This is a genomic window from Kitasatospora sp. NPDC038210 (assembly GCF_055600605.1).
The window spans coordinates 49,910-75,348 of sequence record NZ_JBVJYK010000029.1 but is presented as its reverse complement, the minus strand read 5'-3'; the positions used below and the strand labels follow the sequence as shown (position 1 = coordinate 75,348).

Genomic DNA, 25,439 nt, shown 5'->3' with positions numbered 1-25,439 from the left:
CCGTCGAGATCAGCCTCAGCCCCCTGGAGACCGCGGACGGCCTGCTCTTCTCCGCCGCCGTACGCGACGTCAGCGACCGCAAGGCCGCCGAAGCCCGCTTCCGTGCACTGCTGGAAGCCGCGCCGGACGCGATGGTGATCACCGACGACGCGGGGACCATCACCCTGGTCAACGCCCAGACGGAGGCCCTGTTCGGGTACCCGCGCAAGGAACTGCTCGGACGCTCCGTGGAGTTGCTGGTCCCTACGCGCTTCCGGGACCAGCACCACCGCCACCGCGACGAGTACGCCGCGAACCGGCAGGTCCGCCCGATGGGCGCAGGACTGGAACTGCACGGCCTGCGCAAGGACGGCACCGAGTTCCCCGTCGAGATCAGCCTCAGCCCCCTGGAGACCGCGGACGGCCTGCTCTTCTCCGCCGCCGTACGCGACGTCAGCGACCGCAAGGCCGCCGAAGCCCGCATCAACGAGCTCGCCGCGCTGGTCGAGTCCTCCCAGGACGCCATCCTCGCCAAGACCCTCGACGGCCGCATCACCTACTGGAACGCCGCCGCCCACTCCCTGTACGGCTACACGGCTGCCGAGGCGCTCGGCCGCCATGTGGCCATGCTGGCCACGCCCGAGCACCGGGAGGAGATCACGGCGCTGCTGAAGCGTCTGGGGGACGGCGAGAAGGTCGAGCACTTCGAGACGCTGCGGGTCACCCGCAGTGGCCGGCTGATCGACGTGGACGTGACCCTGTGGCCCACCCGGACCGCCGACGGCACGGTGACCGGCGCCTGCGCCATCGTCCGCGACATCAGCGACCGGAAACGGGCGGAGGCGGAACTCACCGCCCTGTACGAACAGCAACGGCACATCGCCCTCACCCTGCAGCGCAGCCTGATGGGCACCCCGCCCGCCATCCCGGGCCTGGCCACCGCCAGCCGCTACCTGCCCGCCACCCAGGGCGCCGGGGTCGGCGGCGACTGGTTCGACCTCATCCCCCTGGGTGCCGGCCGCGTCGGCGTCCTGATCGGCGACGTCATGGGCCGCGGGCTGGAGGCGGCCGCCGTCATGGGGCAACTGCGCTCCGCCGCCCACGCGCTGGCCAAGACCGGCATGGAGCCCCGCCAGCTGATGCAGGCCCTGGACGCGGCCGTCACCGACCTGGAGCTGCCCGACCAGCTGGTCACCTGCTGCTACCTCGTCATCGCCCCGGACACCGGCGAGGTGACGATCTGCTCGGCCGGGCACCTGCCCGTCCTCCTCGCCGCCCCCCACGAGACCATCCGGGCGCTCCCGGCCCCGGTGAGCGCCCCGCTGGGCGTCGGCGGCATTCCCCACCAGCAGGCCTGTCTGGCCGTACCGCCCGGCGCCACCCTGCTGCTCTACACTGACGGCCTGGTCGAGATCCCCGGCGGCGACATCGAGGCCCAGATCACCGAGCTGGTCGCGACCGTCGGCCGTGCCTTCACCGGCAACGGCGGACTGGAGGCCGTCGCCGACCGCGTCCTGTCCGCCGTGCTGCCCGACACCGACGGCCACTACGACGACGTCACCCTCCTCCTGCTGCAGCTGCCCGCCGCCCCGCTGGCCACCGCCACCACCGACCTGCCCACCGTTCCGTCCTCCGTCGGCGAGGCCCGCGTCTTCCTCACCAAGACGCTCACCACGTGGGGCTGCGCCGAACGGACCGACGACGCCTGCCTGCTGCTGTCCGAGATCCTCACCAACTCCGTCCAGCACGGCCAGGGGCCGATCGAACTGCTGCTGCGCCGCACCAGCACCGAACTCACCGTCGAGATCGGCGACCGCAGCTCCCAGCTGCCCCACCCCCGCCTCGCCACCAGCGACGAGGAGTCCGGCCGGGGGCTCATCATCGTCGACGCCCTGGCCGACGGCTGGGGCGTCCGCCCCAGCGGCAGCGGCAAGACCATCTGGTTCACCCTCCAGCTCTGAGCAGCCCTCCGGAGGTGCGCGCGCGACCGCCGCGCGGCCCTCGCCGTGGGTCCGTGACCGTCGCGCGGCCATGGGCATGGGGTCCGTGACCGCCGCGCGGCCGTAGCAGCAGGTCTGCGGCCGCCTGCCGCATCGCGCCATCCTGTTCGTGTAGCGATCGTCACAAGGGGTGCGTCAACACCGCAGGCCTTGCGGCGCGGTGGCCGCCCGGGCGAAGGATCTTCGGTTTCCGCACACGGGACTCCCCCCGAACCGAAGCTCTGACTTCTGTAGAAGATGCAACATCTTTCACACGACCGGCTTGAAACGATCACTTTCCACCCCCAGACCGATCACACATCCGAGCTGTTCGCTCACGACTGGTAGGAATGATTCCGAGCGGGCCGATCGCCACCGGACCGTCCTGACCGGCGCCGACGACGCGTCCGGCAGTCGACGCTGCCGACCGGTACGCCAAAACGGGGGCACTGAAAGTTCTTCACATTTTCCACCTGGGGGGCACAGCCATGTCCGAAGACACCACCACCGAGATCACCCGCCGGCGGATGCTGCAAGGCGCCGTCGTCGCGACGGCCGTCGCCGCCGGCGCGGTCACCCTGGGCCTCACCGGCCCCGCCGTCGCACCCGCCAACGGCGCCGACACGGAGGGCGGCGACAGCTTCGACGAGGTCTTCCGCGGCCGCCGCATCCAGGGCATGCCGATGTCCGGCGACGGCCACCACGCGATGAGCGGCTACATGGTGCTGATCGACGGCCGCGAACTGCACATGATGCGCAACGCGGACGGCACCTGGATCAGCGTCATCAACCACTACCAGACCTTCACCACGCCGCGGGCGCTGGTCCGGGCCGCCGTCGACTCCCTGAACGGCGCCGACCTGGCCCCGCTCGCCGCCTGACTCCCGACCGCCATCCGGCCTCCGCACAGACCACCCTCGAAGGAAGAACCATGGCAGTCCGCAAGAGCCAGTCGACCCTGACGCCCGCCGAGAAGCGCGCCTTCGTCAACGCCGTCCTGGAACTCAAGCGCCGAGGTGCGTACGACGCGTTCGTCAGCACCCACAACGACTTCATCATGAGCGACACCGACACCACCGAGCGCACCGGCCACCGCTCGCCCTCCTTCCTGCCCTGGCACCGCAGCTTCCTGCTGCGCTTCGAGCGCGCCCTGCAGGAGATCGACGCCACCGTCACGCTCCCGTACTGGGACTGGACCACCGACCGCACCCCGAACTCCTCACTCTGGGGAGCGGACTTCCTCGGCGGTGACGGCACCGGCACCGGTGGCCGGGTGACCACCGGCCCGTTCGCGCAGGGCTCCGGCAACTGGACGCTCACCGTCCGACCCGACAGCCGCAACTACCTGATCCGCCGGCTGGGCCAGGGCGGCCAGGACCTGCCGACCCGGGCCGACGTGGACGCCGTGCTGGCGATCGCCACGTACGACGCCGCGCCGTTCAACAGCGCCAGCGCGGGCTTCCGCAACAGCCTGGAGGGCTGGGCGGGCGTCAACGTGCACAACCGGGTGCACGTCTGGGTCGGCGGCACCATGAGCACCGGCATGTCGCCCAACGACCCGGTGTTCTGGATGCACCACTGCATGATCGACCGCCTGTGGGCCGCCTGGCAGAGCCGCCACCCGGGCCAGGGCTACCAGCCGGTCCGCAGCACCAGGAACGTGGTCGCCCTGAACGACACCATGAAGCCGTGGAAGGACGTCACCCCGGCCGACCTGCTGGACCACACCAAGTTCTACACGTACGACAACGCGTACTGATCCGACCGGTACGGCGCCGGGGGCCGGAGCAGTGCACAATGCTCCGGCCCCCGGCGCCGCGCAGCGCCGTCCCGGTCTCCCCGTCCACCCGGGCGGGCCGAGTCGGCCGCCGGGCTGTCAGGTGCTCCGATCCCGCCGTCGACGGCGGCCCGGGCGGCTCACGAGTTCGTGCGGACGACGATGATGCGGATGCCGCCTCCCGGGGCTCCGGTGTTTCCCGCGATGTCGGTGGCGGTGGCGGTGACGCGGTAGATGCCGAGGCCGGAGGGCGGCCGCACCCGCCAGGTGCAGTCGTGGCGTGCGGTGCCGGTGCAGGCAAGGTCCGCCCGCTGGACCAGCGTCGGTCCGGGTACCTGCGAGGTGAAGGTGAGGTCGACGTGGTCGACGCCCGAGCCCGCGTCGGCGGCGGTGCCGGTGAGGTACTGGTCGTCGTGGGGTCCGCCGGCGGGGTCGGCGACGAAGATCGTTTCGGGCGCGGTGGTGAACGTGGAGACGGGTGCGGTCCTGTCGAGCCTGACGGTGAGGGTCCTGTCCGGCTCGATGTTGCCGGCCTGGTCGGTGGCGTGGAAGGTGACGACGGTTTCGCCTTCCTGATCGATCTTCAGGGTGACGGTGTCGCCGGGGACGGTGGTGAGTGGCGTCGTCCGGGCACCCGTCGTGCTGTAGGTGACGCCTGCCACGCCGCTGAGGTCGTCGGTGGCGGTGAGGGTGACGGTGCCGTCCGCGTTGATCCAGCCGGCCGGGTTGGGGGCCGGGCTGACGGTGGCCGTGGTGACCGGTGGTGTCCGGTCGATGCGGACCGGCAGGGTCCTGGTGGCCTCGATGTTCTGCGCCCGGTCGATGGAGCGGTACGACAGCACGTGGCGGCCCTGGGTGTCGAAGAGGATCGGGCCCGCATAGCCCGCCCAGCCGTTCCCGTCGATGTCGTACTCGGTCCTGGCCACGCCGCTGAGGTCGTCGGTCGCGGCGAGAGCGACGGTGACGCCGGTGGTGTTCCACCCGGCGTCGTTCGGCAACGGCTCGGCGGTGGCGTCGGTGACCGGGGCCGTGGTGTCCGGCGGCATGATCCGGCGGGCCACGTTGTCGTCGAACTCCCGGACCGCCTCCGGCTCCGGGAGCGGCGGCATACCGGGCCGGCCAATCATTCCGCCGGTCAGCTTCAGATGCGCCCAGTCGTCGTATCCGGCGAGCGGGGTCAGCCGGCCGTCGCCGTCGATGTCGGCGGGGACGAGCTGTTGGTCGACGTTGCCGTCGCAGTTCCAGTCGACCCAGTTGCTGCTGGTCAAGGTGGTGACGAACTTCCCGACCGCTGCGCAGTACCGGCGGATGCCGTAGGACACGGTTCCGGTCGCGGGAACGGTGTTCTCGTCCAGCCGGTTCTCGTCGAGGGTGGTCGCCACGTGCGAGTAGTCGATGTACGTGGCGGGCCCGCTCGTCAGCCCCGCCATGTACGAGTAGTTCATCACGCTGAAGTACTGCGGCTTGAAGTTGACCCCGTCCCCTCCGCCGTGATCCAGGCTCAGATTGTGGCCGAGTTCGTGCATGAGGGCGCCGGCTTGATCGTCCTCGGTGCCGACCTGGTGCACCTGGTTGCCGAGAGCGAGGACGAGATCGCTGGTGCCGCGGGGAGCGTAGCCGCTCCAACTGCTGCCGGGGGCGAGCAGGTGAGCGGCGAGCGCGTAGTGGAACACCGGCGAACGGCCGGCGCTGACGAAGCCACCGGGGGCCTTCTTGATCTTGTAGAAGTCGTCCCACGCGTACTTGCACGCGTCGTTGTCCGGGTCCAGGTCGGTCGGATTCGGGCAGTCTCCGGTGAAGTCACCGAGGTTGGTGACCTCGGCGACCTGCCGGGCCCGGCTCAGCGCGCCCCAGGTCCGGCCGGTGGCGAAGTCCAGGATGCTGTCCGGGCCGGCGTCGACGTGCAGGTTGATGCCGGGTCCGGAGGCTCCTCGTCGCTGGTAGGGCGCGTTGGCGAAGGCGTCGACCACCTTCCGGATCGCCTGGGAGGACAGCTGGTGGCTGTGGACGTTCCCGGGAGTGCCGTCCGCCATCCAGTCGACGTGGACGAAGATGTCGGGCCGGTTCACGTCGGCACCCATGCCGGGCAGGTCGAGGTGCTTCGTCGGGCTGCCGTCCCCCGGCTCGATGTCGACGCCGTGGAGCTTCCAGTCGTCGGGGATGCCGTCGCACATCCGTGAGTTGCAGTCGAAGGCGTAGTTGACGGTGGCGCGGTCCCCGTCCCCGCCGCCACGGGAGATCACGTAACCGTTCGGGACGGTCTCGTCGTAGCTCTGCCCGCCGATGGTGGAGTTGTCCCAGTGCACGCGGAGGTCGGGGCCCTTGTCGTTGTCGATCCGGTAGAAGGCCGATCCCTCGGTGCCCGTTCCGGCGCCGCAGGACGCCGACTTCCAGAGGACCACCTGACCCGGCTCGATCCGGTCCGGTGGCTCGGTGTCCCAGCACCCGTGCTGGAGGTAGTGGTCGGTCAGCACCAGTGGCAGGTCGCTGTTGTTGGTCAGGACCACCGAGGTGCTGCGGAAGTCCGACATGATGACGGCGGAGGCCGGCGCCGTGCGGAAGCCCGTGACCGTCCCCGTCAGTACCAGGCCGAGGACGGCCAGCGTCCGGCCCGATCGCGCTCGCCAGGAGTGTGGGCGCCTGCCCCGACCGAACCTCATGAGTCCCGTGCCTCCGTGTTCCTGCCGCCGTATCCGTTCCGCCCCACACGGTCACCTTCCGGCCGGCACCGGCCCCGGGCACTCGGACGGAGACCGAACGGGGACGGCACGGGCGTTCGGTCCGGATCGGTTCACGCGAGCGGCGCTCGGTCACGCGCGTCCCTCGTCGGAAGCTCATAACCTGCTGTGCCGAGCACGGTACGTGCGACGTCTTCCAGGGATCCGATCAGCGGGTTGGGGTCGTCAGCGCGCGTGACGAGCACGACCTCGCAGGGATCGATGTCGACGACGGGCACCATGACGAGGTCCTCGCGCGCAGCGGCGCGTCGGTCGCCGGCGGGGAAGATCGCGACACAGTGGCCGGTGGCGATGAGTTCCAGCTTGTCCTCGTAGCTGTCGTCGTTCGCGGGCGCGGGTGGTGCCGGGCGGTCGCCGACCGGCCTGGGCGTGCTCCAGAGAACCGGGGTGCTGACGCAGGCCACCAGTTCCTCGTCCGACAGAGCCCGCAGGCTGACGGGTTTCCCGTCCGCCAGGTGATGACTCGCCGGCATGACGAGCACCCGCGACTCCTCGTGGAGCCTGGTCACCCGGAAACCGTCCGTGGGAAAGGGAAGGGGTCCGTGGGCGACGAGGGCGTCGAGCCGCCCCTCGGCGAGCGCGTCCGCGTCCCGCCAGTCGAGGTGCCGGGTGCGCACCCGGCCGTCGGGGTGCCGGCGGCGCAGTTCCTGCACACAGGCGGTGATGACCAGCCCTTCGGCGTAGCCGACCGTGATGCCGGGGGGCTGGACGGCGGCCCTGGCCGCGTCGGCGGCGTACTCGGCTTCCTGGAGCAGTGTCCGGGCCCGGGGAAGGTAGGCCCGCCCGGCTTCGGTGAGGCAGCTGCCCTGCGGCGAGCGGTCGAAGAGCCGGACACCGAGCTGAGCTTCCAACCGCTGGATCTGACGGCTCAACGACGGCTGCGCCACGTGCAGCTTGGTGGCGGCCCGGCCGAAGTTGCCGTACTCCGCCACGACCGTGAAGTAGCGCACGAGCCGCAGATCGACGTCCATTCGCCCAGGGTACGTCGCGTGCCGCCATGCGCCCGGAGCATGACGGCATGCGGAACAGGTCTTGGACACGGTGTGCGGGTGGACATTTGGCTGGAGGGCATGACCACTTATGACGGCAAGAAGATCGTGATCACGGGCGGAAGCAACGGCATCGGCCTGGCCGCGGCCCGGTTGTTCGCGGACGGTGGGGCGCACGTCCTGATCACCGGCCGCACCGGGTCCTCCCTGGACGCCGCCTTGGAGCAGTTGGGGGAGAAGGCGATCGCCGTCCGTAGCGACGCCGCGTCCCTGAAGGACATCGAGGCCCTGGCCGCCACGGTCCGGGAGCGGTTCGGCGCGGTGGACGCGCTGTTCGTCAACGCCGGCGTCACCGCGTCCGCACCGTTCGACTCGACGACGGAGGAGATGTACGACGAGCTGTTCGGCATCAACGCCAAGGGCCCGTACTTCACCGTGCAGGCGTTGGCGCCGATGATGCGCGAGGGAAGCGGCGTGGTCCTCACCACGTCGGTGGTGAACGTCCTGGGCCTCGACGCGCTCAGTGTCTACTCGGCGAGCAAGGCAGCCCTGCGGTCGATGACCCGCACCCTGGCCCGCGAGCTGCTTCCGCGCCAGGTGCGCGTCAACGCCGTGAGCCCCGGCCCGATCGACTCGGGCATCCTGGACCGCTCCTCGCTGCCCGCCGACGTCGTCGAGGCGACGAAGGACGGCTTCCGGAGCACCATCCCGATGCAGCGGCTGGGGACTCCCGAGGAAGTGGCCGCCGCGGTCGCGTACCTGGCGTTCGGCGCGACCTTCTCGACCGGAACGGAGTTCCCCGTCGACGGCGGGGCTTCGCAGCTCTAGGTGTACTGACCGCACAGGTCCGCCGGGGTGTCAGGGCGCAGTGGCGAGAGGGCGCCCGCCCCGGCGGGCGCCCCGGCGGGCGCCCCGTCTCCCGGTGTTCGTGGCTTGACGACCGGGGCTGCGGGTCCGTGCCGGGGCCGGGTTCAGGGTCGGCCGGTGGTGGATGCGCGGAGGTTCAGGGCCCAGTCGTGGCGGCGTACGACGCCGGGCTGTGCCGTGCCGGCCAGCAGGTCGCTCAGCAGGGCCGCGCACGCGCGCCCGTATTCCGCGGCCCGGAGGTCGACCGCGGTGACCGGGGGGCTCGAACCGCGCGCTGCCGCGCCGTCGACGCAGACGGCAACCAGCAGGTCGGTCCCCGGCTGCAGGCCCGCGTGGGCCGCGGCCGCGAGGACGCCGGGCACCGCGCCGTCGGGGGCGCACACCACCGCGTCCAGGCCCGGGACGGTGGCGATCAGGTCCGCGGTGGCCGCCTCGGCCTCGGCCGGTGTGGCCGCGAACGGTACCGTCCGCACGACCACCTCGACGCCTTCGCGCCGGCTCCAGTCGCCGGCCGCGGCCCGCAGGGCCGCCGCCCAGTCGGAGCCGGGCCCGGGAACCAGCAGGGCCGGGCGGCGGGCTCCCCGCTCGGCGAGGTGGTCCAGCAACGCGGCCAGCGAGGCGGCGTTGTCGCACACCACGGCACCGCTCGGCGCGACTCCCCCGCCGAGGTAGCGCTCGCCGGTGACCACCGGCACACCCGCGTCCAGCAGGTCCGGGACGGACGGGTCGTCGACCTCGGGGTCGATCACCAGCAGGCCGTCCACCCGGGCGGCCAGTCCCCCGCCGGATGCCGTGCCGGGCGCCAGCAGGACGAGGTCCAGGCCGTCCTCCCTGGCCCGTTCGACCGCGCCGAACGCCAGGTTCATGTAGTAGTCCAGGCGGGTCGCGGTGCGCGGCAGGTGGAGGCCGATCGCGCCGGTGCTGGAGCGGCGCAGGCTGCGCGCCGCGGTGTTCGGCCGGTAGCCGAGTTCCCGGGCCACGTCGAGGATGCGTTCGCGCGTGGCGCCGGACACCCGGCCGGAGCCGCCGAGCGCGTTGGAGGCGGTGCTCTTGGACACCCCGGCCGCCCGGGCCACATCGATCAGGGTCACGGGGCGGCTGGTCACAGCCCGGAAGTCTAGACGCAGCCCTGCACCGATCTCCTGCTCCGGTCCGCCGCTCCCTTGCTGGAACGTTCCAGCACTGCGTAAGGTGCCCGTACTGGAGCGTGCTGGAACGTTCCAGCACACGGCTGCCGTCCTCGTTGCAGGGCGGCTCGCGTCCCGTCCCGCCCCCGCCCCGACCGACCAGGAGACACCGCATGACGCGCGGATTCGATGTTGTGGAGACCGGTATCGCCGAGCTGCGTGCGGCGCTGGAGAAGGGCGAGACCACCGCGGTCGGCCTGCTCGACGCCTACCTCGCGCGGATCGACGCCTACGACCGGCCCGGCACCCCCACCGCGCTCAACGCGATGGTCGTGATGAACCCGGACGCCCGCGCCGAGGCGGAGGCCTCCGACGCCCGCCGTGCGCGCGGCGAGACGCTCGGCCCGCTCGACGGCATCCCGTACACCGCGAAGGACAGCTACCTCGCGAAGGGGCTGACCGCGGCGGCCGGCTCGCCCGCGTTCGAGCACCTCGTCGCCCAGCGCGACGCCTTCGCCATCGAGCGGCTGCGCGCAGGCGGGGCCGTCCTCATCGGCCTGACCAACATGCCCCCGATGGCCAACGGCGGCATGCAGCGCGGCGTGTACGGCCGCGCGGAGAGCCCGTACAGCGCCGACTGGCTCACCAGCGCCTACGGCTCCGGCTCCTCCAACGGCTCGGGCACCGCGACGGCGGCGTCCTTCGGCGCCTTCGGCCTCGGCGAGGAGACCTGGTCCTCGGGCCGGGCGCCCGCGTCGAACAACGCCCTGTGCGCCTACACGCCCAGCCGCGGCGTCATCTCGGTGCGCGGCAACTGGCCGCTGGTGCCGACCATGGACGTCGTCGTCCCGCACACCCGCACCATGGCCGACCTGTTCGAGCTGCTCGACGTCATCGTGGCCGACGACCCGGAGACGCGCGGTGACCTCTGGCGCGCGCAGCCGTGGGTGCCGCTGCCCGCGGCGTCCCGGGTGCGCCCCGCCTCCTACCCGTCGCTCGCGCCCGCCGACGCACCGGCCGCACGCGCCTCCCTCGCCGGCAAGCGTGTCGGCGTCCCGCGGATGTACATCAACGCCGACCCCGAGGCCGGAACGAACCCCGAGGGCGGCATCGGCGGCCAGACCGGCCGGCCGATCGACACCCGCCCCTCGGTGATCGCCCTGTGGGAAGCCGCCCGCCGCGACCTGGAGGCGGCCGGCGCCGAGGTCGTCGAGGTCGACTTCCCCGTCGTGTCGAACTACGAGTCCGACCGCCCCGGCGCGCCCTCGCTGTTCACCCGCGGCCTGGTCGGCCGCGACTTCCTCACCGTCGAGATCGAGGACCTGTCGGCCTGGGCGTGGGACGACTTCCTGAGCGCCAACGGCGACCCGCAGCTCGCCGGCCTGGCCGAGGTCGACGGTGCCCGCATCTTCCCGAAGCAGGAGGGCGAGCTCCCGGACCGCTACGCCGGCTTCGACGACTCGATCGGCGACTACCCGCGCTTCGTGCGCGAGCGCCCGTACGCGTCCTTCACCGACATGCCGCACCTCGAAGAGGGGCTGCGCGGGCTGGAGGAGACGCGCCGGGTCGACCTGGAGGAGTGGATGGACGGACTGCGCCTGGACGCGGTGGTGTTCCCCTCCGTCGCCGACGTCGGTCCGGCCGACATGGACGTGATCGAGGCCTCCGCCGAGCTCGGCTGGCGCAACGGCGTGTGGGTCGCGAACGGCAACCTGGTGCCCCGTCACCTCGGCATCCCGACCGTGACCGTGCCCATGGGCACCATGACCGACACCGGCATGCCCGTCGGGCTGACCTTCGCGGGCCGCGCCTACGACGACAACGCCCTGCTGACCCTCGCCGCGGCCTTCGAGGCGACGGGCAGCCGGCGGACGGTTCCGCCGCGCACGCCGCGACTGTCCGCGCAGTGACGCGCCGGCGTCGCGGCACCGCCCCCGGCGGTGCCGCGACGCCGTCCCGGAGCGTCGGTCCTCCACGCCGTCGTACCGCGCGAGGAACTCGACCACTTCCCGGCCTGCGGGGTCAGCTGCGGCAGACGGGTGGACAGCGCGGTGCGCACGGCGTCGGCGGGTGCGGTGCGGCCGGTGGCCGCGGCCTCGACGTACGGGTCGAGGCGCCGGACGAGCACGGGCAGGCACGCCAGGGCGACGGCGACGCCCTGCGGGTCCAGGTGGCCGCCGTCGTCGAGCCCGGCGCGGGCCGGCCCGTGGGCGGCGTGGCCGTCGTCGGAGTCGGGGTCGTGTCGCGCGTCGCCCACGGGGCGGGCGTGACCGTGGGGCCGGGCGTCCGGATGGCCCGGACGAGCCCGTGGCCGTTCGCAGCGGTAGCGGTGGTCGCCGTGTGCGCGGCGTGCGCGGCGATTGCTGCGGGGAAGGATGTGGTGTTCATGCCACCCTCCGTGTGCCGTCGACGATGGTGCCGGTCGCGAGCAGGGACGGCCGCGGGGCGCCGGAAGGCCCGGCAGAGGCCTCGGTGGGACGGTCGACCCGGTGGCCGACCGGCCGTCCTGCCCTTCACGTTAGCGGCGGGGCAGCGGCAGACCGTGGCACCCGGGGCGGAACCTCCCGGTCGCACCGGTACCCCGGTACTACGGCTCACCGGGCCGCCGGGCCGGGCGCAGCACGGCCCCGTTCGGTGAGTCGGACCGCTGACGGCCGTGGCCGACGAGCCGGGCGGGGTCCCGCGGGCGCGAGCCGCGGGGGCGGGTGCGCTCCGCGGGACGTTCGCAATCCGTAAGGTCCGGGGTCCCGGGTTCGGGCACGGTCCGTTCCTACAGTGACGGGGAGGTTGTTCCCGAGAAGAGAGGTGGACCGGGATGACGGTCGACCAGGACGTCCCGCCGAGCGCCGAGCTGGGTGTGATCGGTGGCTCCGGGCTCTACGCGCTGCTGGACGACGTGACCGAGGTGCGGATCGACACGCCGTACGGCGAACCGAGCGACGCGCTGTTCCTGGGCGAGGTGGCCGGCCGCCGGGTCGCCTTCCTGCCCCGGCACGGGCGCGGCCACCGACTCCCCCCGCACCGGATCAACTACCGGGCCAACCTGTGGGCGCTGCACGCGCTGGGGGTGCGGCAGGTGGTGGCGCCGTGCGCGGTGGGCGGGCTGCGCCCGGAGTACGGGCCGGGCACCCTGCTGGTGCCCGACCAGTTCGTCGACCGGACCTCAGGGCGGGTGCAGACCTTCTACGACGGCCTGCCGCTCCCGGACGGCACGGTGCCCGAGGTGGTGCACGTGTCGATGGCCGACCCGTACTGCCCGGCCGGGCGCCGGGCGGCGATGGACGCCGCCCGGGAGGCCGCCTGGCAGCCGGTGGACGGCGGGACCCTGGTGGTGATCGAGGGTCCGCGCTTCTCCACCCGCGCCGAGTCCCGCTGGTTCACCGCCAACGGCTGGTCGGCGGTCGGCATGACGGGCCACCCGGAGGCCGTGCTCGCCCGTGAACTCGGCCTCTGCTACAGCTCGGTGGCCCTGGTCACCGACCTCGACGCCGGTGTGGAGAGCGGCGAGGGCGTCACCCACGGCGAGGTGCTGGAGGCGTTCGCCCGCAACGTCGACCGGCTGCGCACCGTGCTGTTCAAGGCGCTGGAGCGGCTGCCGCTCCTGCGCGAGTGCGCCTGCCCGCACGCGCTGGACGGTCTCACGACCGGTCTCCCCGGGGTTCCCGGCGCCTGACGGCCCGATCCCGGCGTCCGAGGGCCGGGCCCCGGCGTCGCCACCGCCCGGCGAACGCGACCAGCAGCGCGACGCCGGCGGTGGCGGCCAGCACCAGCAGCCAGTTGCGCAGGTAGGGCAGCGGCAGCACCGACGGGTTGCCGTGGTCCTCGTCGGCCCGCAGGACGGCCGGCAGGCCGACGGCGGTGACGGCCGCCGCGACGAAGAGCCAGCCGCGCAGCACGGGACCGCGGACCGCGAACGCGCCCAGCAGGCACAGCAGCGGCACCCACAGCCCGTCGTGGACCACCAGCCCGCCGACCGCCCAGACCAGGACGTCCGACGGGTCGGTGATGTACGGGTCACCGAGCAGCCCGGACAGGCCGTAACCGATCACGGCGAGGCCGGCCGCCAGCAGCAGAGCACGGACGATGCGGAGAGCACGGGGAGCACGGACGCCGGTGGTCACGCGATCACCTCGACGCGTGCGACCCACTTGGTCTGCAGGACGCCGGGCCGGTTCGGCGCGATCACCCGCGCGGGGAACCCGTGGTCCGCCGCCAGGACTTCGCCGTTGACACGCAGGGCGAGCAGACTGAGCGGGTCGTCCACGTACGTCGCGGGCATCTCCATCACCCGGTACGGTCCCGAGGCCTCCAGCGACGTGACCCGCACCGCCGAGCCGGACGGGGCTCCGGCGCGTCGCACCAGGTCGGCCAGCCGGACCCCGGTCCACCGGGCCGACGCGCTCCAGCCCTCCACACAGGCGATCGGCAACTCCACCGAGTGCTGCGGGAGTTCGCCGAGCTCCGCAAGGGTCAGCTCGTACGGCTGCGGCCCGTCCACCCGCAGCCGCCAGTCGGCGGGCACCGTCACCGTGCCGGCCTGGGCGGCGGTGCGGTTCACCGGCAGGCCCTGGGGGCCGATGTCGGGGCGGCGCGGGGCCAGCAGGTCCAGGGACCGCAGCCAGGGCACGCTCTGCCCGGCGGTCACCAGGGTGACGGCACCGACGGCGGCGGTGGTCGCCGCGAGGAACGCGCGGCGCTGCGCCAGGGCCGGAGCGGACCGGCGCCACCAGTGCGCGGCGATGAGCGGTGCCTTGACGGCCAGGTGGACCAGCAGTCCGCCGGTGGCCAGCCAGCCGAGCCAGAAGTGGGTCTGCCGGAACGGGAACGGCCACGGGTACCACTGCAGGGTGTTCAGCAGGCCGGTGAACAGTTCCAGCAGGACGGCCGCCACCAGCAGGGCGATGCCGAGCCGTTCCAGGGCGTGCAGCACGCTGCGCGCCGGCGGCCACTCGAACAGCCGCGGGTAGACCGCCCACAGCTTCGCGCCGGCCAACGGGATCGCGGCCAGGCCGCTGATCACGTGCAGGCCCTGGGTGACCCGGTAGCCGTTCACCGGCCGTGCGGGCAGGTGCGGTGCGAGCCAGCCGGGCGGGTCCTGGAGCAGATGGCTGGTCAGACCGGTCAGGAAGCAGACCAGGAGGGCCACCCCCAGCCAGCGGCCGACGACGACCACGGTCCGCGGTTCGTGCAGCGGTGAGGTGAACGCCCCCTCGCGCAGCGGCCCGCGCCGCAGGAACGCGGGGGGCGCGGGCAGCGGAGGGTCGTAGCGGCGGCGGGGGGCCGGAGTGCCGGAGTCGGCGGGTTCGGTTTCCACCCGTCCATCGAAGCGCCCCGGGACCACCGACAGGTGCTCCGACGTGCTTACGGAATCCGAACGTCGCGGGCGCCACCGGGGGTTGGGAGGCGGGCCGGTGGGAGGGTGGGCGACGTGATCTCCCGTACCGTCCTGCGCTGTCTCCTCGCCCTTGCCGCCCTGGTCACCGCCCTGGCGCTGACCGTCGCCCGCAGCGGCGCCCTCCCGCTCCCCGGCTGGTACCTCCTCGACGTCGCCCTGTTCGCCGCCGCCGTGCTGCTGCTGCGCGAGGTGCCCGGCGACCGGGTCGTGCCGCTGGTCCTGGCCGGTGGCGTCGCCGTGGCCGCCGTCGGACTGCTGGCGCCGCCGCGGACCAGCGACGACGCCTACCGCTACGTCTGGGACGGCCGGGTCCAGGCCGCCGGGATCTCGCCCTACGCCCACACCCCGGACGATCCGGCGCTGACGCGGCTGCGCGATCCGGGGCTCTTCCCGGTGGGGGACGGGTGCACGGGCTGGGACGAGCGGCGCACGGCGGCCGGGGACTGCACCCGGATCAACCGGCCGGCCGTGCACACCGTCTACCCGCCGGTGGCGCAGGCGTGGTTCGCCGCGGTGCACCCGTTCGGCGGCGGGGTGCGCGGGGTGCAGGTCGGCGGTGCGGTGCTGGCGGTGGCGACCACCGGGCTCCTGCTGCGGGTGCGGCGGGAGAAGTGGCGGGCCGCGCTGTGGGGGTGGTTCCCCGGCGTGACGGTGTGGGCGGTCAACGACGCGCACGTGGACACGCTCGGCGTGCTGCTCACGGTCGCCGGGCTCGGCTGCGCGGCGCGCGGGCGGGCGCTCGGTGCGGGCCGGCGGACGCTCCGCGGGGACGGGCTGACGCTCGATGCGCACGGGCGGGCACTCCGCGCGGGGCTGCTGCTGGGCGGCGCCGTCGCCGCCAAGCTGCTGCCGGCCCTGGCCCTGCCGGGGGCGCTGTCGGGTCTGCTGGCCCGGCGTCCGACCCGCAACGACGTCCTGCTCGTCGGATCCGCGCTCGGAGCCTTCGCCCTGTCCTACCTCCCCTACGTGGTGGCCTCGGGCACCTCCGTCCTGGGCTACCTGCCGGGCTACCTGCGGGAGGAGGGCTACGAACAGGGACACATCGACCGGTTCGGACTGCTCCGGCTGCTGCTGCCCGACCCCCTCCTGCCGTGGGCGGCGGCCCTGGTCCTCACGGCGGTGGTGGTCCTGGTCCTGCGCCGGGGAGACCCGCACCGGCCGTGGGCCGGCGCGCTCCTGGTGACGGGCACGGCGCTGCTGCTCGTCGCCCCCTCCTACCCCTGGTACGGGCTGCTGGTGGTCGCACTGGTCGCACTCGACGGCCGTTGGGAGTGGCTGGCCGTCCCGGCCGCCGGGCAGGCGCTCTACCTGACGGGAGGCCAGACGGCGCAGCAGCTCTCCTACGGGGCGGCCCTGTGCGTCGTCCTCCTGGTCCCGCTGCTGCGGCAGCGCCACGCCGGACGGGCATCCGTGGCGGTGGGCGCCGAGAAGTGACGGAAGTCTGACGAACCGGCGCCGGCCCTGTCCGTGCCGCCCCCCGGCTGGTCGAATCGGTGGCGTGAACGAACAGATCGAAGAGGGCCGGGGGACACCCGTCGGCCGCAGGGTGGTGCTGGGGCTGCTCGGGCTCGGCGCGGCCGGAGTCGCGGCCGGTCCGTACCTCCAGCGGGCGCAGGAGGCCGTGGCCGGCAAGGACCCGACGGGCCTCACCGGCCTGCTGCCCGGCGGCGGTGGCTTCCGGTACTACTCCGTGGTCGCCTCGGTGCCGACCCGGGGCCCGGACACGTACACCCTGACGGTGGACGGCCTGGTGGACCGCCCCGGCAGCTACCGCCTGGCCGACCTCCAGGCGATGCCGCAGCGCCGGATCGTGCGGGACGTCCAGTGTGTGACCGGGTGGCGGGTGCCGGACACCCCGTTCGAGGGCGTGCCGCTGGCCCACCTGCTCGACGCCGCCGGGGTCAGGGCGGGCGCCGGCGCGGTGCGGTTCAGCTGCTTCGACGGCGAGTACACCGAGAGCCTCACCCTGGAACAGGCCCGGCGTGACGACGTGGTGGTCGCGCTCAAGCTCCAGGACGCCCCGATCACGCACGCCCACGGCGGGCCGGTGCGGCTGTACGTGGCGCCGATGTACTTCTACAAGTCGGCCAAGTGGCTGTCCGGGATCACCGTGACCCGCACCGTGGAGCCGGGCTACTGGGAGCAGAACGGCTACGACATCGATGCCTGGGTCGGCCGCTCGAACGGACGTGACGATGCACCGACCGCCTGACCGCGTGCTCCGCTTCAGCCGCGCCGAGCGCTGGGTGCACCGCGCCACCTCCGCCCTGATGCTGATCTGCCTGGCCACCGCCGCCTGCCTCTACCTCGCGCCGCTGGCCGAGCTGGTCGGGCGCCGGCGGCTCGTCGTCACCGTGCACGTGTGGTGCGGCCTGGCACTGCCGGTGCCCCTCCTGCTCGGGCTGGCCTTCCGGGCGGTCCGGGCGGACGTGTCGAGGCTGAGCCGTTTCCATCCGGTGGACCGGGCCTGGCTGCGCGCCGTGCGGAGGCGTGACCGGCACCGTCCGGCGGGGAAGTTCAACGCCGGGCAGAAGCTCTACGCGCAGTGGACGCTCGGTGCGATGCTGGTGCTCCTCGGAACGGGCCTGGCGATGTGGCTCACCCACCTGGCACCGGCGACGTGGCGGACGGGCGCGACCTTCGTCCACGACTGGCTCGCCGCGGCCGTCGCCGTGGTCACCGTCGGGCACGTCCGGATGGCCCTGCGGGACCCGGAGTCCCGGCGCGGGATGCGGACCGGGCTGGTCGACCGGAGCTGGGCCGAGCGGGAGCACCCCCAGTGGCCGCACGAGGAGCCCGCGGCGGTGCGGGAGGAGCCGTCGGCGGTGACGCAGGCGGCGCGGGCGGCGCAGCGCCGGCAGGCGGTGCGGGAAGACCAGGCGGCGCAGGAGAAGCACGCCGTGCAGGACTAGCACCGGCGGCACACCCCGTCAGCGGGGGCGGACCGCCTTCCGGAAGGCGAGGAAGTGGCGTCCGTGGGAGGTCCAGCGCTCGGTCTCGACGAGCCCCGCCCGGTCGGCGCGCCGGGCGGTGGCCGTCGCACCGCAGCGGGCCCAGTCGAAGGGCGGTCCGACCCGTCCGTCCGCGCCTTCGACCCGGACGGTGGCGCGTTCGTCGACCTCCCCCGGCTCCACCTCGACCAGCAACACGCCGTCCGGGGCGAGCAGTTCGGCGCTCCGGGCGAGCAGCCGCCCGGGGTCGCCGCCGATGCCCAGGTTGCCGTCGGCGAGCAGCGCACCACCCCACCGGCCCTCGGCGGGCAGCCGGTCGAAGACCGACCGGCGCAGGGCGGGCCCGCCGAGGCTGCGGGTCCGGGCCACCGCCGCTCCGGTGACGTCGACGCCCAGTGCCGGTACGCCCAGGCCGAGCAGGGCAGCGACGAGGCGTCCGGGGCCGCAGCCGAGGTCCACCACCGGCGCGGTCAGCCGGGTGCAGCGCACCAGCAGCCCGTGGTCCGCCCCGGCGGCGGGTGCGCACCAGCGTGCGACGTCCAGCGGGATCCGGCGGCCGTCCTGGCGCCGGAGCCACAGCGGGCCCCGGCCGACGCGGACGGCCTCGGCGAACGGGTCGTCCACCCACGCCTCGGTGGCGACGGTCACCCGGTCACCTCCTGCGTGGTCGCGATCGACCGGAGGCAGGCCGCGAACCTGCTCTCCGGGGCCTCGGCGGCGACGTGCCGCGCGTCCTCGATGGTGTCCACGTCGGTGACCAGCGGGAGTCGGCCGACCGTCAGGTTCTCCGCCGCCAGCCGGTCGAGCAGGGTCCGTCCGGTGTCCGGCGTGGACATCGGCACGCCCGGCAGCAGCCGCCCGGCCAGCCGCTCGGTGGGCTTCGCCAGCCCGAGCGCCCAGAACCCGCCGTCGTCGGCCGGCCCGTACCAGGCGTCGACGCCCGTACGCCGGGCGGGTGACAGGGCCTCGGCGAGGAGCGCGGCGTCCAGCTGCGGGGTGTCCATGCCCACCAGCAGGGCGGGCGCCTCCGGGGCGGTCCGCGCGGCGTGCGCGAAGGCGGCCGCGAGCCGGACGTCCAGCCCACCGTCCGACTGCGGCACGACGTCCCAGCCGGGCGGCAGCCAGGGGCCGACGTCACCGTCCAGGACGAGCAGCCGCCGTCCGGCCGGCATCCGGGAGAGGGCGGTGAGGGTGTCCGTGAGTGCGGCCTCGGCCAGCGCCGCCGCCTGCTCGGGCGTGCACGGCGGGGTGAGCCGCGTCTTGACGCGCCCCGGGACCGGCGACTTGGCGATCACCAGGAGGGTCGGCGGCAGCGCGGCCAGGACGGCCCGCATGTCGCGGACGGCCTGCCGGGTGCCGCGCACGGTACCGGTGACCTTGGAACGACCCGTGCGCGGCAGGTAGTCGACGGGCGTCTCGGTGATCCGCATCCCGGCCGCCGACGCGGCGAGCACCATCTCCAGGGGGTAGCCGGAGCGGCGGTCGCCCAGGCCCAGCGCCAGCAGCCGGTCACGGCGGGCGGCCCGCATCGGGCCGAGGTCGTGCAGCGGTGCTCCCGTCCTCGCCCGCAGCCGGCGGGCCAGCGCGGCATTGGCCAGGCGGGCGTGCAGCGGCCACGCCCCGCGGGCCGCGGGGCGGCGCCGGCCGAGCACCAGGTCCGCCGAGCCCGCGAGGACGGGCGCGGCGACGCGCGGCAGCTGGGCGGGATCCAGCGAGCCGTCGCAGTCCATGAAGCAGACCAGCTCGGCGGTCGCGGCCAGCAGCCCGGCGTGGCAGGCGGCTCCGAAGCCGCGCCGCGGCTCCTCGACGACCGTCGCGCCCAGCGAGCGCGCCAGGTCGGCCGAGCCGTCACGGGAGCCGTTGTCGACGACGATCGCGCGCCAGCCCGCGGGCAGCCGGCCCAGCACCCAGGGCAGGGCCCCGGCCTCGTCGAGGCACGGCAGGACCACGTCGACGGGCGGCGACGAGGGAGAAGGAGGGGAGGGAGTCGGAGAGATCACGTCGGCCACGCTAAGCGCGGGCGGGCCCGTGGCAGCCGAACCGCGCCCTTACGAAAGTCCTACGTCGTCCCGCCGTCCCGTCGTCCCCCGTCCCGCCGTCCCCCGTCCCGTCGTCCGCAGGGGCGGCGTGCCGCAGGCGCCGCGATCTTACGGAACACGAACGTCGACCCCGGCGGGGCACCCCGCCCCGGTCGCGGCTCGTATCCTCGGCGAGGTGAACGACAGCCCCGCCTCCGCCGCGTCACCGGACCCGGCCCGCATCCTGGTGATCGACGACGACCTCACGGTCGGCGAGGTCGTCGCCGGCTACCTCACCCGGGCCGGCCACATGGTCGACCGGGCCTGCGACGGCCGCCAGGGCCTGGACCTGGCCCGCGCCCACCGCCCCGACCTCCTGGTCCTGGACCTCATGCTCCCCGGGATCGACGGACTGGAGATCCTGCGCAGGCTGCGCGCCTCCGAGGACGGCGCCGACCTCCCGGTCGTCCTGCTCACCGCCAAGGGCGACGAGGCCGACCGCATCCTCGGCCTGGAACTGGGCGCGGACGACTACGTCACCAAGCCCTTCAGCCCGCGCGAACTCGTCCTGCGCGTCCAGTCCGTCCTGCGCCGCTCGCGCGCCGCCGCGCCGACGGCGTCGGCCCTCGTACCGCTGGCGTCCGGGGACGTCACCCTGGACCCGCAGGCCCGCCGGGCGCACCGGGGAGGGAACGAACTCCTCCTCACGCTGCGGGAGTTCGACCTGCTCGCGTTCTTCCTCCGGCACCCCCGGGCGGTCTTCTCCCGCCAGGAGCTGATGCAGCGGGTCTGGGGCTGGGACTTCGGCGACCTGTCCACCGTCACCGTCCACGTGCGCCGGCTGCGCGAGAAGATCGAGGACGACCCTGCCGCACCGACGCTGATCACCACGGTCTGGGGCGTCGGCTACCGCTACGACCCCGTGACGGACGAGAAGGACGGCCCCGCGTGAAGGACCTGCTGCTGATCGGCCTGTTCGCGGGGCTCGGCGCCGCCGGCGCCGGCCTGCTCGGCTGGGTCGCCGTACGGCTGCTGCGCCGCCGCTCGATGGCCCTCTCGCTCTTCTGCGTCGCCGCCGTCACCGTGCTCGCCGTCACCTCCGGGACGTTCGCCGTCGCCCAGGCGATGTTCCTGTCCGGACACGACCTCGGCGTGGTGATCACGGTCCTCGGCATGGCGTCCGTGGTCTCGCTGCTCACGGCCGCCCTGCTCGGACGCCAGGTCGTGGCCGGCAGCCGCGCCCTGACCGAGGCCGCCCGCACCGTCGGGAGCGACGCCGGATTCACCGCCCCCGCGCATCCCCTCGGGCTCGAACTGGCCCAGCTGAGCGAGGAGCTCGCCGCCACCAGTGCCCGGCTCGCCGAGTCACGTGCCCGGGAGCAGGCGCTGGACGCCTCGCGGCGCGAGCTGATCGCCTGGATCTCCCACGACCTGCGGACGCCGCTCGCCGGGCTGCGCGCGATGGCCGAGGCCCTGGAGGACGGGGTGGTCGACGAGCCGGAGCACTACCTCGGGCGGATCCGTACCGAGGTGGAGCGGCTCACCGGGATGGTCGACGACCTGTTCGAGCTCTCCCGCATCCAGGCCGGCGCGCTGTCCCTCTCGGTGTCCCGGGTGTCCGTCTACGACCTGGTCGACGACGCGCTGGCCGGCGCCCATCCGCTGGCCCGCCAGCGCGGCGTCCGCCTGGAAGGCGGTCAGGTCGCCGCCGAACCGGTCGAGGTGGACAGCCGCGAGATCACCCGGGTCCTGGGCAACCTCCTCGTCAATGCGATCCGGTCGACGCCCGCGGACGGCGTCGTCGCCGTCTCGGCCCGCCGGGAGGTCGACGAGGTGGTCCTCTCGGTCACCGACGGCTGCGGGGGCATCCCGGAGCAGGACCTCCACCGCGTGTTCGAGACCGGCTGGCGCGGCAGCACCGCCCGGACGCCGCGGCGCGATCCCGGTGAGGGCGGGGACAGCGGTGCCGGCCTCGGGCTGGCCATCGTCCGCGGCATCGTCGAGGCTCACGCCGGCCGCGCCGGGGTGCGCAACGTCGCCGGGGGCTGCTGCTTCGAGATCGCGCTCCCGGCGGCTCGCGGGTAGCGGGGGCACGCGAGGGGCCGGGCACCTGCCCGGCCCCTCGCGTGCTCCGGGCCCCCTCGCGTGCTCCGGGCCCCCTCGCGTGCTCCGGGCCCGGTCCCCCGGCCCCTCCGGTCCCTCAGGCGCGCAGCGGTGCGGCGGCGAACTCGGCCATCCCCGCCCCGAACGGCACCCGGGCCCGCCAGCCCAGCTCGTCCCGGAGCCGGGAGGAGTCGGCGGTGATGTGCCGGACGTCTCCGAGCCGGTACTGCCCGGTCACCACCGGGGCCGGCCCACCGTAGGCGTCGGCCAGCGCCCGGGCCATCTCGCCGACCGTGCGCACCTCCCCGCTGCCGACGTTGTACGCCCGGGCCCGGCCCGGGAGGCGGCCGCGGACGTCCTCCAGGGCGGCCAGGTTCGCCGCCGCGACGTCGTCGACGTGCACGAAGTCCCGGCGCTGGCCGCCGTCCTCGAACACCCGGGGAGCCTCGCCGCGGGCGAGGCGCGAGCGGAACAGCGATGCCACTCCGGCGTACGGGGTGTCGCGCGGCATGCCCGGGCCGTAGACGTTGTGGTAACGCAGCGTCAGGACCGACCCGTCGCACGCGCGGGCCCAGGCGGCGGCCAGGTGCTCCTGGGCCAGCTTGGTCGCGGCGTACACGTTGCGGGGGTCGCCCGGTGCGGCCTCGTCCACCAGTCCCGGCCGGAGCGGGGCCCCGCACACCGGGCAGGGCGGTTCGAACCGGCCGGCATCGAGGTCGTCCGGGCGCCGCGGTCCGGGCGCCACGCACCCGTGCTCCGGACACGTGTACCGGCCCTCGCCGTAGACCACCATCGATCCGGCCAGGACCAGGCTCCGCACCCCCGTGCGGGCCATCGCGGACAGCAGCACGGCCGTACCGAGGTCGTTGCAGCCGACGTACTCGGGCGCGTCGTCGAGGTCGAGCCCGAGGCCGACCATGGCCGCCTGGTGGCAGACCGCGTCCACCCCGGCCAGCGCCCCTTGCACCGCCGACGCGTCCCGGACGTCGCCGTGCCGGAACTCGACGCCGCCCGGCAGCTCGGGCACCGCCCCCGACGGGTGGACCGCGGGCAGGAGCGCGTCCAGCACGCGGACCTCGTGGCCCGCCGTGACCAGGGCACGCACGACGGCCGAACCGATGAACCCGGCGCCGCCGGTGACCAGAATCCTCATGCCTCGGGACGCTACCCGCCGGGCCGCACCGCGGACCGCCGCGACGGCAGGGTGTCAGCGATCCGTAAGACGGACGCCCCGCTCCGGTGGGGTCGGCCCGGGGAACCGGGGCTCGGGGAACCAGGGCCCGGGCCACCGAGTCCTCACGGAGGACGGCAGTTCGGGTTCGACGTCGAAAGGGGGCGGGGATGCGGGACAGGCGGCCGACCGACCGGGAGCTGCGGCAGATCTTCCGCGCGGAACTGGAGCGCGTGCTCGCGGGCGGGGGCCCGCGCTCCTGCTCCGGACTGGACAACGACACGGACAAGGCGCTCTGGGCGATCGCCTCGGCGGAGCCCGCCGACCGCGAGGCGCTGGCGCCGGCCGCCTACCGGGCCTTCGCCGGTCAGCTCGACGGCAGCAACGCGGCGCGCTGGAGGGAGGACCTGCGGCGCAGGTTCGAGGAGCGCGCGCAGCGGCGGCAGGCTCCCGGAGGAGCGTCCTGAGCGCTCGCGGGGGCGCTCAGGGGAGCGCTCCCGTGAGCGCTCAGGCGCGGTGCCGGTCCGGGGGGGCGGCCTGGCCCTCGGGACGCCCTCTCAGACGGTGACCCGGGGTCGTTCCGCACCCAGGTGGTCCACCGCGGTCCGGTCGGCGTGCCGGGCGAGCAGCTTCCGCAACTCCTCGGCCGCGGCCGTGAGGAGCCGGCCGTCGCGGGTGGCGTGGAGGGTTTCGAGGACGAAGGCGACGTGGGTGGAGTCCTCGGTGACACGGGTGCGGTGGGCGTCGCGGTGGTTCCAGTGCCGGGTCAGGATGCCGGTGGTGTCCGCGTAGACGATCTCACCGGGCCTGGGGTGCTCGACGGTGTCGGGCTCGCCGAGCGGCGTGAAGGTCTCGCTGCCGTCCGCGGGGCGGATGGCGACCTCGCCGGTGACGTGGTCCAGGTCGAAGGCGCCGGCCGGCAGCCCGTGGCGGACGGAGACGGCGTTGTAGGAGTCGACGGCCGGGTTGACCCGCGGCAGGGCGCCCTTCTTGGCGAGGCGCCGGCCCAGCGCGTCGACGCTCGGGCGGACGCGGCGCGGGTTCGTACCGAAGGAGCGGTAGGCGGTGTGCCAGGCCTCGATGCGGGGGTCGGTCTCGTCGGCGGGCTGCCAGGCCCCTTCGGCGAGCTCCCGCTCCAGCTCTGCCACGGCGGCGGCGGTGCCGGTCCACTCCTCACGACCGCGCAGGCCGGTGGCGGTGACCACGGCGGTGAGGGTCTCGGGGAAGGCGCCGACGACGGCGGGATCGAGGCGGAACGTGACCACGAACTTCTCTGCTTCCTGGTGATCGGTGGGGCGGGCTCGGTCATGGCTTCCGGAGGGCGGGTGCCCGGAGGGCGGGTGCACTGTCGCGCACGGCTCGCGCCGCTTCACGCACGGCTCGCGCCGCTACCGCAGGGCACGCGCCGCTTCCGCCGCGACGGCCGCGGCGACGGCTGCCAGTGCGGGCGAGTCGAGGCGCCACTGCTGCCAGTAGAGCGGGACCTCGACCGTACGGCGTGGGAGGAAGCGGACCAGCGCGCCGCTGCGCAGTCGGGGCTCGGCCTGGCTGCGCGGGACGAGGCCCCAGCCGAGGCCAGCCGCGACGGCATCGGCGAAGCCCTCACTGGACGGGACGTAGTGCCGCCGGAAGCTCGCACCCCGACCGCCCGTCAGATCGCGGGCGAAGGTGTCCTGCAGCTCGTCACGGCGGTCGAAGCAGACCACCGGGGCGTCAGGGAGCAGCAGGGCCGCGTCGCCGTCGAGCCAGCGGGCGACGAACTCCGGCGCGGCCACCGGCAGGAAGACCATGGCACCGAGCCGCTGCACCGAGCAGCCCGCCACCGGCTGGGGCGTGGAGGTGACCGCGGCCATCACCTCGCCGGCACGCAGCATGGCGGTGGTGTGCGCCTCGTCCTCGCGGCGCAGGTCGACGTGGATGCGCGCGTCCTGCGCGAGGGAGGCCAGTGCGGGCACGAACCAGGTTGCCAGTGAGTCTGCGTTGACCGCGATCGGCAGCCAGGAGGCACCCGAGGGCCCGGCGTCCTCGGTGCCCCCGGGCATCCCGAGTTCATCGAGCGCGTCGCCTTCCAACCGGTCGAGCTGACGGGCGTAGCGCACCACGACCTGTCCCGACTCGGTCGCCTTGACCGGCCGCGAGCGGGTCAGCAGGACCCGCCCGGTGCGCTGCTCCAGCGCCTTGATCCGCTGGCTCACCGCCGAGGGTGTCACGTGCAGGGCCGCCGCGGCGGCGTCGAAGGTGCCCTCGTCGACGACCGCGAGCAGGGTCCGGACCAGGTCGTGGGGCAGCTCAGCCTTCATGACAGCTAAGGATACGTAAAAATGTTTAGCTGGCCTTGTGATGTG

At 74.1% G+C, this 25,439-nt stretch carries 23 protein-coding genes and 1 pseudogene; 12 read left to right on the top strand and 12 right to left on the bottom strand.

Features of this window, described 5'->3' with window-relative positions; all coding sequences use genetic code 11:
* The first annotated feature begins 41 nt into the window (after positions 1-41).
* The 3 genes from ACZ7KX_RS36460 (at position 42) to melC2 (ending at position 3,717) form a co-directional block, all read left to right on the top strand.
* Complete coding sequence (locus ACZ7KX_RS36460; RefSeq protein ID WP_470330271.1) at positions 42-1,940, top strand: SpoIIE family protein phosphatase; 1,899 nt, start codon at positions 42-44, stop codon at positions 1,938-1,940.
* 506 nt (positions 1,941-2,446) lie between these two features.
* Positions 2,447-2,839 carry an apotyrosinase chaperone MelC1 gene (gene melC1, locus ACZ7KX_RS36455; protein ID WP_470330255.1) on the top strand — a complete coding sequence of 131 codons (393 nt, stop codon included), beginning with the start codon at positions 2,447-2,449 and terminating at the stop codon, positions 2,837-2,839.
* Between the two features lie 50 nt (positions 2,840-2,889).
* Entirely contained in the window at positions 2,890-3,717 is an 828-nt protein-coding gene (gene melC2 / locus ACZ7KX_RS36450) for a tyrosinase MelC2 (protein ID WP_470330254.1), read from the top strand.
* A gap of 158 nt (positions 3,718-3,875) precedes the next feature.
* Here the strand turns inward: melC2 and ACZ7KX_RS36445 are convergent, their stop codons facing one another.
* Positions 3,876-6,266 (bottom strand): OmpL47-type beta-barrel domain-containing protein, encoded by a 2,391-nt coding sequence (locus ACZ7KX_RS36445; protein WP_470330253.1) that lies wholly within the window; start codon positions 6,264-6,266, stop codon positions 3,876-3,878.
* Positions 6,267-6,526: 260 nt separating this feature from the next.
* Positions 6,527-7,444: a LysR family transcriptional regulator gene (locus tag ACZ7KX_RS36440; RefSeq protein ID WP_470330252.1), complete on the bottom strand. Its 918-nt coding sequence runs from the start codon at positions 7,442-7,444 to the stop codon at positions 6,527-6,529.
* Positions 7,445-7,543: 99 nt separating this feature from the next.
* Between ACZ7KX_RS36440 and ACZ7KX_RS36435 the strand changes: the two genes are divergently transcribed.
* Positions 7,544-8,290 carry an SDR family oxidoreductase gene (locus ACZ7KX_RS36435; protein WP_470330251.1) on the top strand — a complete coding sequence of 249 codons (747 nt, stop codon included), beginning with the start codon at positions 7,544-7,546 and terminating at the stop codon, positions 8,288-8,290.
* A gap of 143 nt (positions 8,291-8,433) precedes the next feature.
* Here the strand turns inward: ACZ7KX_RS36435 and ACZ7KX_RS36430 are convergent, their stop codons facing one another.
* Positions 8,434-9,435: a LacI family DNA-binding transcriptional regulator gene (locus tag ACZ7KX_RS36430; RefSeq protein WP_470330250.1), complete on the bottom strand. Its 1,002-nt coding sequence runs from the start codon at positions 9,433-9,435 to the stop codon at positions 8,434-8,436.
* Between the two features lie 194 nt (positions 9,436-9,629).
* Between ACZ7KX_RS36430 and ACZ7KX_RS36425 the strand changes: the two genes are divergently transcribed.
* Positions 9,630-11,366, top strand: a complete 1,737-nt coding sequence (locus ACZ7KX_RS36425; RefSeq protein ID WP_470330249.1) for an amidase — start codon at positions 9,630-9,632, stop codon at positions 11,364-11,366.
* On the opposite strand, the gene ACZ7KX_RS36420 is transcribed toward ACZ7KX_RS36425, so the two are convergent.
* Positions 11,267-11,713, bottom strand: coding sequence for a hypothetical protein (locus ACZ7KX_RS36420; RefSeq protein ID WP_470330248.1), 447 nt, complete (start codon positions 11,711-11,713; stop codon positions 11,267-11,269). The genes ACZ7KX_RS36425 and ACZ7KX_RS36420 overlap by 100 nt on opposite strands.
* 558 nt (positions 11,714-12,271) lie before the next feature.
* Between ACZ7KX_RS36420 and ACZ7KX_RS36415 the strand changes: the two genes are divergently transcribed.
* Positions 12,272-13,129 carry an S-methyl-5'-thioadenosine phosphorylase gene (locus ACZ7KX_RS36415; protein WP_470330247.1) on the top strand — a complete coding sequence of 286 codons (858 nt, stop codon included), beginning with the start codon at positions 12,272-12,274 and terminating at the stop codon, positions 13,127-13,129.
* Here ACZ7KX_RS36415 and ACZ7KX_RS36410 read toward each other — a convergent pair.
* Together ACZ7KX_RS36410 and ACZ7KX_RS36405 are read right to left on the bottom strand one after the other, a co-directional pair.
* A complete protein-coding gene (locus ACZ7KX_RS36410; RefSeq protein ID WP_470330246.1) occupies positions 13,095-13,577 on the bottom strand; it encodes a hypothetical protein in 483 nt (160 codons plus the stop codon). The genes ACZ7KX_RS36415 and ACZ7KX_RS36410 overlap by 35 nt on opposite strands.
* The gene (locus ACZ7KX_RS36405; protein ID WP_470330270.1) at positions 13,574-14,689 is read right to left on the bottom strand and encodes a molybdopterin-dependent oxidoreductase; all 1,116 of its coding nucleotides are present in this window, start codon (positions 14,687-14,689) and stop codon (positions 13,574-13,576) included. The genes ACZ7KX_RS36410 and ACZ7KX_RS36405 overlap by 4 nt, the downstream gene beginning before the upstream one ends.
* 195 nt (positions 14,690-14,884) lie before the next feature.
* Here ACZ7KX_RS36405 and ACZ7KX_RS36400 point away from each other — a divergent pair, with 195 nt between their 5' ends.
* The 3 genes from ACZ7KX_RS36400 (at position 14,885) to ACZ7KX_RS36390 (ending at position 17,763) form a co-directional block, all read left to right on the top strand.
* Positions 14,885-16,285 carry a glycosyltransferase 87 family protein gene (locus tag ACZ7KX_RS36400; protein ID WP_470330245.1) on the top strand — a complete coding sequence of 467 codons (1,401 nt, stop codon included), beginning with the start codon at positions 14,885-14,887 and terminating at the stop codon, positions 16,283-16,285.
* Between the two features lie 64 nt (positions 16,286-16,349).
* On the top strand, positions 16,350-17,063 hold the full coding sequence (locus ACZ7KX_RS36395) for a molybdopterin-dependent oxidoreductase (protein WP_470330244.1): 714 nt from the start codon (positions 16,350-16,352) through the stop codon (positions 17,061-17,063).
* Entirely contained in the window at positions 17,047-17,763 is a 717-nt protein-coding gene (locus tag ACZ7KX_RS36390; protein ID WP_470330243.1) for a cytochrome b/b6 domain-containing protein, read from the top strand. Before ACZ7KX_RS36395 ends, ACZ7KX_RS36390 begins: the two co-directional genes overlap by 17 nt.
* 18 nt (positions 17,764-17,781) lie before the next feature.
* Here the strand turns inward: ACZ7KX_RS36390 and ACZ7KX_RS36385 are convergent, their stop codons facing one another.
* The 3 genes and pseudogenes from ACZ7KX_RS36385 to ACZ7KX_RS36375 form a co-directional block, all read right to left on the bottom strand.
* Complete coding sequence (locus tag ACZ7KX_RS36385) at positions 17,782-18,450, bottom strand: class I SAM-dependent methyltransferase (protein WP_470330242.1); 669 nt, start codon at positions 18,448-18,450, stop codon at positions 17,782-17,784.
* On the bottom strand, positions 18,447-18,974 hold the full coding sequence (locus tag ACZ7KX_RS36380) for a DUF2064 domain-containing protein (RefSeq protein ID WP_470330269.1): 528 nt from the start codon (positions 18,972-18,974) through the stop codon (positions 18,447-18,449). Before ACZ7KX_RS36380 ends, ACZ7KX_RS36385 begins: the two co-directional genes overlap by 4 nt.
* Before the next feature lie 134 nt (positions 18,975-19,108).
* A pseudogene (locus ACZ7KX_RS36375) lies at positions 19,109-19,802 on the bottom strand (glycosyltransferase family 2 protein); the annotation flags it as partial.
* Positions 19,803-20,016: 214 nt separating this feature from the next.
* Here ACZ7KX_RS36375 and ACZ7KX_RS36370 point away from each other — a divergent pair.
* The gene (locus ACZ7KX_RS36370) at positions 20,017-20,772 is read left to right on the top strand and encodes a response regulator transcription factor (RefSeq protein WP_470330241.1); all 756 of its coding nucleotides are present in this window, start codon (positions 20,017-20,019) and stop codon (positions 20,770-20,772) included.
* The gene (locus ACZ7KX_RS36365) at positions 20,769-21,905 is read left to right on the top strand and encodes a sensor histidine kinase (protein ID WP_470330240.1); all 1,137 of its coding nucleotides are present in this window, start codon (positions 20,769-20,771) and stop codon (positions 21,903-21,905) included. Before ACZ7KX_RS36370 ends, ACZ7KX_RS36365 begins: the two co-directional genes overlap by 4 nt.
* Positions 21,906-22,020: 115 nt before the next feature.
* Here ACZ7KX_RS36365 and ACZ7KX_RS36360 read toward each other — a convergent pair whose 3' ends face one another.
* Positions 22,021-23,076, bottom strand: a complete 1,056-nt coding sequence (locus tag ACZ7KX_RS36360) for an NAD-dependent epimerase/dehydratase family protein (RefSeq protein ID WP_470330239.1) — start codon at positions 23,074-23,076, stop codon at positions 22,021-22,023.
* A 188-nt stretch (positions 23,077-23,264) separates the two neighbouring features.
* On the opposite strand from ACZ7KX_RS36360, the gene ACZ7KX_RS36355 reads away from it, so the two are divergent.
* Positions 23,265-23,561, top strand: coding sequence for a hypothetical protein (locus ACZ7KX_RS36355; RefSeq protein WP_470330238.1), 297 nt, complete (start codon positions 23,265-23,267; stop codon positions 23,559-23,561).
* A gap of 90 nt (positions 23,562-23,651) precedes the next feature.
* Here the strand turns inward: ACZ7KX_RS36355 and ACZ7KX_RS36350 are convergent, their stop codons facing one another.
* The gene (locus ACZ7KX_RS36350; RefSeq protein WP_470330237.1) at positions 23,652-24,359 is read right to left on the bottom strand and encodes a B3/B4 domain-containing protein; all 708 of its coding nucleotides are present in this window, start codon (positions 24,357-24,359) and stop codon (positions 23,652-23,654) included.
* Between the two features lie 123 nt (positions 24,360-24,482).
* Positions 24,483-25,394 (bottom strand): LysR family transcriptional regulator ArgP, encoded by a 912-nt coding sequence (locus tag ACZ7KX_RS36345; protein WP_470330236.1) that lies wholly within the window; start codon positions 25,392-25,394, stop codon positions 24,483-24,485.
* Between the last annotated feature and the right edge of the window lie 45 nt (positions 25,395-25,439).

Bases quoted from the DNA above. Each gene is read 5' to 3' on its own strand.
- melC1 (WP_470330255.1), top strand. From the start codon at position 2,447: ATGTCCGAAGACACCACCACCGAGATCACCCGCCGGCGGATGCTGCAA.
- melC2 (WP_470330254.1), top strand. From the start codon at position 2,890: ATGGCAGTCCGCAAGAGCCAGTCGACCCTGACGCCCGCCGAGAAGCGC.
- ACZ7KX_RS36445 (WP_470330253.1), bottom strand. From the start codon at position 6,266: ATGTCGGACTTCCGCAGCACCTCGGTGGTCCTGACCAACAACAGCGAC.
- ACZ7KX_RS36440 (WP_470330252.1), bottom strand. From the start codon at position 7,444: ATGGACGTCGATCTGCGGCTCGTGCGCTACTTCACGGTCGTGGCGGAG.
- ACZ7KX_RS36435 (WP_470330251.1), top strand. From the start codon at position 7,544: ATGACCACTTATGACGGCAAGAAGATCGTGATCACGGGCGGAAGCAAC.
- ACZ7KX_RS36425 (WP_470330249.1), top strand. From the start codon at position 9,630: ATGACGCGCGGATTCGATGTTGTGGAGACCGGTATCGCCGAGCTGCGT.
- ACZ7KX_RS36415 (WP_470330247.1), top strand. From the start codon at position 12,272: ATGACGGTCGACCAGGACGTCCCGCCGAGCGCCGAGCTGGGTGTGATC.
- ACZ7KX_RS36390 (WP_470330243.1), top strand. From the start codon at position 17,047: ATGCACCGACCGCCTGACCGCGTGCTCCGCTTCAGCCGCGCCGAGCGC.
- ACZ7KX_RS36380 (WP_470330269.1), bottom strand. From the start codon at position 18,974: ATGCCGGCCGGACGGCGGCTGCTCGTCCTGGACGGTGACGTCGGCCCC.
- ACZ7KX_RS36360 (WP_470330239.1), bottom strand. From the start codon at position 23,076: ATGAGGATTCTGGTCACCGGCGGCGCCGGGTTCATCGGTTCGGCCGTC.
- ACZ7KX_RS36355 (WP_470330238.1), top strand. From the start codon at position 23,265: ATGCGGGACAGGCGGCCGACCGACCGGGAGCTGCGGCAGATCTTCCGC.
- ACZ7KX_RS36345 (WP_470330236.1), bottom strand. From the start codon at position 25,394: ATGAAGGCTGAGCTGCCCCACGACCTGGTCCGGACCCTGCTCGCGGTC.